The 6,524-nt window shown below is 39.0% G+C and carries 2 protein-coding genes; both read left to right on the top strand.

The features are described from left to right. A partial coding sequence (locus ACFIKD_RS08535) for an autotransporter outer membrane beta-barrel domain-containing protein (protein WP_375647763.1) occupies window positions 1-218 on the top strand: 218 nt, incomplete at its 5' end. Between the two features lie 760 nt (window positions 219-978). Continuing rightward, on the top strand, window positions 979-6,524 hold a 5,546-nt coding region (locus ACFIKD_RS08530; protein ID WP_375647762.1), incomplete at its 3' end, for a hypothetical protein.

Below are 6,524 nucleotides of genomic sequence, written 5' to 3'. Positions count from 1 at the left end.
TAAACTTGATCAAAACTTTTGGTGATGATGGTAGCATTCATATTGGTAGAGACTTTGACCTTGATCCTATGGGACCTACAATTGAAGGCGGCATTGGCATCAATGCACAACTGTCTCACAATTTCTCCCTTCATGGTGATGTGAGTTATCAACAAAAGCTTCAGAAAACTGGTATCTCTGGAGCAAGTTTTTCAGGTGGTATACGCTATCAGTTTTAAAACAAAACTGTCAAAACAGCCTATTCATTCTATTCAATTTAACGAAAAGGCAGCACAATATGCTGCCTTTTCGCTTTGTATAAATCCTAATGACACCACAACTACCCCCTCCCTTTTTATCAAGAAAAAATATAAGGCATTTTTATCTAGAATATATTAAAAATCCACAAATAATGAACGCGGAAACTTTTTAATAACAGTGCAATTTTATTGACCAAAGTACTATTCATTTAAAACCTTAACATGAATCTCTTTATTAATTACGTTTTTAAACTTAAGATATGTCTGTTTTACCGCCCTCAATAAGATAAGCGATTATCAGAAACTTTCTCCTCATCTGAAAACTCAAACAATTTTTTGTCTATACAATATTCAAACAAGAAAAAACACAAAAAACTATAAACGATAGGATAGTAAAATATATTTTTGTATTAAGTGAAAATATCTTCAAATAATTATCATAAAATATCTTAATAGTCATAAAGAACTCTCAGTAATTATCAAAAATTATTTTTATTATTTTATCAAGATATAAAAATAATCCCACTACAAACAGAAAATAAATAAACTCATTTAATAAAAAATAAACTATACATAATATACATTTTCATGAAGATTATTTAAAATATTTGACAGAAAAATTAAAATAACTTACCGAGTTAGAGGTAATGTAACAACACTAAGAACAGTAACTCATTTTCTATTCTTCTTATGAGGTCGGTGGGGAAATGAATATTGGGGACTTCAAAGGAGAATACGGATGTATAAAAAATCCCTTTTATCATATACAGCAACAGTCGCGATCATACTCTCTAGTATCTATTCCAATGCACATGCTGAATCTCTTGAAGCTTCAGGAGAAGGACCAGCCGTCACCGGAGAAACCGGTAAGTCCTATGAAATTCTTCATGCAAAAGAAAGTGGCAAAATCACTGGTGAAAATTTAACAGTAACCGGAAATAAGGATACCGGCGAAGGCTCATCCACATCTTCTCCAGGATCATCTTCTCTAGAATCACCCGCTGCTGTAACAGCTGAAGGCGAGAACAGTATGATCACTTTAACGGGGGATAAAACAACCATTAAAGGAACTGATTTTAACATTAACCTTGGTCTTGAAGCAAAAAACAACGGTATAATCAAAATAACCGGTGGAACAGTAAATGCGAAGGAAATGGCATTATTTTCAGGTAACGGCGGACATATTATAGTTGAAAATGTCGTTCTAACAACGGAAGATGACGAAGGATTAGGTGTCGTCGTCGCTAGTGGAGATAAAAGCACGATTGAACTACAAGGAAATACAAAGATTGAAAATGCTGTCGTTGGATTAACTGCAAATAACGATAGCACGATCAAAATGACCGGAGGATCTATTACAGCTTCTGGAGGGGGGGCTGCTTTCTTAAACAGTAAGGGCGATGCAAACGAACTGAACGGAGTGACGATATCCAGTCATAATGAAGTACCACTGCTATTCGGAATCAGTGCAAACAAAAGCATGGTAACTTTAAAAAATGTAACAGTCACTCAAGCAGAAATAGGCATATTTGCGAATGATTCTAAACTAGAAGTTTTTGGGGGAGAATTTAATGGAAAAAACCAAGGAGTATATGCTCTAAATGGTGGTACCGTTATTTTAAATAAAGGCGAAAAAGATGGTGCTACAATTACATCAACTGATGGAACAGGACTCGTTACAGAAGGTAAAAACTCTACAATCAAGATGACTGGAGGAATAGTAACAGGAAATCAAGCAGTATTATCTGCAACACAAGGCGGACACATCGAGGTAGAAGATGTGACTCTAAAAGCAACAGGAGACAAAGGAATCGCTGCAGGTGCTAGCAATTCTGACAGCATAATTAAATTAGGCGGAAATACAACCGTTGAAAGTACTTTTTTTGGACTTGGTGCAGCGAATGGCGGCAACGTCGAGATGACTGGAGGAATAGTAACAGGAAATCAAGCAGCATTATCTGCATTTAACAGTGGACACATCGAGGTCACGGATGTTTCTCTAAAAACAAATAGCAAAGGAGTTGGTGCACAATCTACCGGTCCTAACAGCACGATTGAATTGCACGGAAACACAATAGTTGATGATGCTGTAATCGGACTTTTTGCACAAGACGGCGGTGCAATCAAAATGAGCGGTGGTTCTATTACAGTATCCACAACTGGCAAATCTACAGTTGGTGCGAACTTCTCAAACAATAGTAAAGGAAATAAGCTTGAAAATGTGACAATATCAAAAAAAGAAGGTGATACATCCTCATTATTGGGAATAAGCGCCATCGATAACAGTCAAGTTACGTTAAAAAATGTAACCGTAAAACAAGCAAAAAAAGCTATTTTTGCGAGTAATTCTGAAATAAACGTATTTGGAGGAACATTTGAGACGGAAAATGACACAGTGTATGCTTTAAACGGTGGCAGCATCACTTTAGCTAAAAATGGAAACGATGGTACTACAATTATATCAACTGATGGAAATGGGCTCCATGCAGAAGGTGAAAACTCCATAATAAAAATGACGGATGGAACAGTAACCACGAAGAACTACGCATTATTTGCAGAAGATAAAGCACATATCGAGGTAGAAAATGTTACTCTAAAAACGACAGGGGACAAAGAAGGAGCTGGTGCAATTGCTATTGGTGACGACAGCGTCATTAAATTACATGGAAATACAACTGTTGATAATGCTATAATTGGACTCTTGGCACAAGACAATGGTGCAATTAAAATGACCGGAGGATCCATTACAGCTTCCAAGATTGGTGCTTACTTCGAAAACACTGAGAGCGAAAAGAACAAACTGGAAGGTGTGACGATATCGAGCGGTAAAAACGATGCGCCACTAATCGCTGGAATAGAAGCAGACAAAAACAGTACAGTCGCTTTAAAAGATGTAACCGTTACGCAAGCAACCAGTGCCATAATTGCAAATGATCACTCGACAATAACAGTCTCTGGAGGATCATTTGAAGCAAAAGGTATAACAATAGGTGCCGCAAACGGCAGCACCATTACTTTAACCAACGAAGCGCAAATTACCTCATCTGAAGACTATGGACTCTATGCAGAAGAATCCGGTAGCACCATCACAATGACAAAAGGAAACGTTACGGGGAAAGGTGTGACATTGGCTGCAGAAAATGGCGGACATATTACGGCCACAGATGTTACTCTAAAAACAACAGATGGCGATGGTATCGGTTCAGGTGCTGATGGCTCTAATAGTGTAATTAAGTTGCTTGGAAACACAACGATTAGTGATAGCAACATCGGAATTGGAGCAAGAAATAGTGGCGCAATCAGCATAACTGGGGGATCCATTAAAGCTTCCCGACTTGGTGCTTACTTCGAAAACACTGAGAGCGAAAAGAACAAACTGGAAGGTGTGACGATATCGAGCGGTAAAAACGATGCGCCACTAATCGCTGGAATAGAAGCAGACAAAAACAGTACAGTCGCTTTAAAAGATGTAACCGTTACGCAAGCAACCAGTGCCATAATTGCAAATGATCACTCGACAATAACAGTCTCTGGAGGATCATTTGAAGCAAAAGGTATAACAATAGGTGCCGCAAACGGCAGCACCATTACTTTAACCAACGAAGCGCAAATTACCTCATCTGAAGACTATGGACTCTATGCAGAAGAATCCGGTAGCACCATCACAATGACAAAAGGAAACGTTACGGGGAAAGGTGTGACATTGGCTGCAGAAAATGGCGGACATATTACAGCCACAGATGTTACTCTAAAAACAACAGACGATGGTATCGGTGCAGGTGCTGATGGCTCTAATAGTGTAATTAAGTTGCTTGGAAATACAACGATTAGTGATAGTGCAATTGGTCTTCACGCCCAAAGCAATGGCGCAATCAGTATGAAGGGAGGAAGCATTAAAGCTTCTGTAGCTGGTGCTGTCTTTTCTAAAAGTGAGAGCGAAGAAAACTATCTGGACAACGTGATAATATCAAGTGGTGAAGGCGGTGCGCTGCTAGGCTATGGAATAGAAGCAGAAGAAAAAAGTAAAGTCACTTTAAAAAATGTAACCATCTCTGATGCAATTAATGCCGTAGCTGCATATGACAATTCTACAATTAAAATCTCTGGGGGATCATTTAAGGCGGAAGGTGAAACAATATATGTAGCAGATAGCGGCACCATCAATTTAGACGATGCTGCACAAATTACCTCATCTAATGGTTATGGACTCCATGCAGACGGTTTAAACTCTACCATCACAATGAATGAAGGACACGTCAAAGGGGACCGTACAGCATTGAGTGCGGAAGATGGTGGTCATATTACGGTCACAGGTGTTACTATCACAACAGAAAAGCACCTTAGCGGATTAGGTGCAAGTGTTATCAATTCTAATAGTATGATCGAATTGCATGGAACAAATATTAGAGACACTTCGACTGGACTCCTTGCACGAGACGGCGGCGTAATCAAAATGAATAAAGGAACCATTACAACTTCTACAGGGGGAGCCACCTTTAATAACAGTAAAAGCAACGAAAACAAATTGGAAGATGTGACAATATCGAGCAATGGAAAAGGTAACTCGGTAATATTTACAGGATTAAATTCCCAAGCAAGCAATATCACTTTAAAAAATGTACACATTACAAAAGCATTCATCGGCGTAATTGCAATGGATCATTCTCAAATCACAATCTCTGGAGGATCATTTGCTGGAAAAAATGTGGGGATACGTGCAGAGAGTGGAAGCACCATTACTATAACCGAAAACGCCCAAATTACATCATCTAATGGTTATGCCCTCCATGCAACCGGCTTAGACTCCAGCATCACAATGATGACAGGAAGTATAACAGGAACAGAGGCAGCATTAGCTGTTGAAAACGGTGGACATATTGATCTGACGGGAATTTCTGCAAAAGCAGAGAAAAACGGCATAAAATTTGAAAATCCTGTGGAAAATACAACCTCAGAAGTTAATTTAACCAACGCAAAGCTTCACGTTGAAAACGGTGTTGGAATTAACGTAGATGAATTAACCGGCACCGTCAATCTTGGCAATAAATCAGAAATCCGTGCTGATGTTTTATTAGTAACCAAAAATTCAACTGAAGAAAATAATTTAACTTTTACACTCAATTCTGATGACTCCATATTAGAGGGTAGAGCAAAAATTATTAACAGCCCTAAAACAATCTTTAATTTGCAAAACAATACACAATGGATTGTAAAAACCAGTACAAATGAAAAAGATGATGATGGCAATCTCCTTGATATTGCTCAAAGATCTCGTTCTGATGTTTCCAAGCTTAACCTCAACAACAGCTCCATTATTTTTGAGAAACCAACAGAAGAGCATTATCACACATTGCACATAGGATCTGGAAAACCAGACAACACAGCAGTCTACAATGCAACGGGAGACGCAAAGATTTACTTCAACATTGCTTGGAGTGATGGCGTAGCAAGTGCCGATCAAAAAACCGATAGGCTTCTCATTCACGGTGATGTCTCAAGCAACACAACAGTTTATATCAAAAGCGATTCAGGGGATAAAAATAGTGTAGTAAATGCTGCTGATCCTTCGAATATCGGTGGACTTTCGCTTATTCAAGTCTCTGGGAAAGCACAGGAAGACTCTTTCAAACTAGCAAATGGCTATACCACAAGAGGTCATTTACCTTATAAATATACGCTGACTGCTTATGGACCAGACTCAAGCCATGGACAAGCCGATATTGCGCAAAACCTGTTTGATGAAAAGAATGAAAATTTCTGGGATTTCCGCTTACACAAAGAAATTCTTGAAACTGGTTCAGGTTCTGGTGTGGACACTCTTGTACCACAGACAGCAAGCTATATAGTTATGCCAAATGCTCTCTTTCACGCTGGATTAACAGATATAGCTAAGCAAGACGAGTTTTTAGCTAATATGAGAATATCCACCATAGGACAAGAACAAGGGATAAAGAACGCATTCTTCTTATACTCCTATGGAAATACAGCTACCTTATCTTCCAAGCGTGGTCCTCTGGAATATGGTTATGGTGCTGATATTCGCTATGCTGCTCTCCAAGCCGGTGTCACATTGGCAGCAATTGAAGGGCAAAATACCACAACACATCTGGGACTGGGGGGAACCTATGGACGCCTCTCTTTCACTCCAAAAGATATAGAAGATGCAGGGAAGAACACGCTGGATAAATGGGCCATTACAGCCTATGGTAGTATACAGCATAACAATGGTTTCTACATTGATGCACTCTTGTCCTACGGTATCCTAAAAGGGCATATCGCCAATGC

It is taken from the genome of Bartonella sp. CR84HXZ (assembly GCF_042194535.1).
GTDB lineage: Bacteria > Pseudomonadota > Alphaproteobacteria > Rhizobiales > Rhizobiaceae > Bartonella > Bartonella grahamii.
The sequence above is the reverse complement of the archived record's forward strand: the minus strand, read 5'-3'. Positions and strand labels throughout refer to the sequence as shown.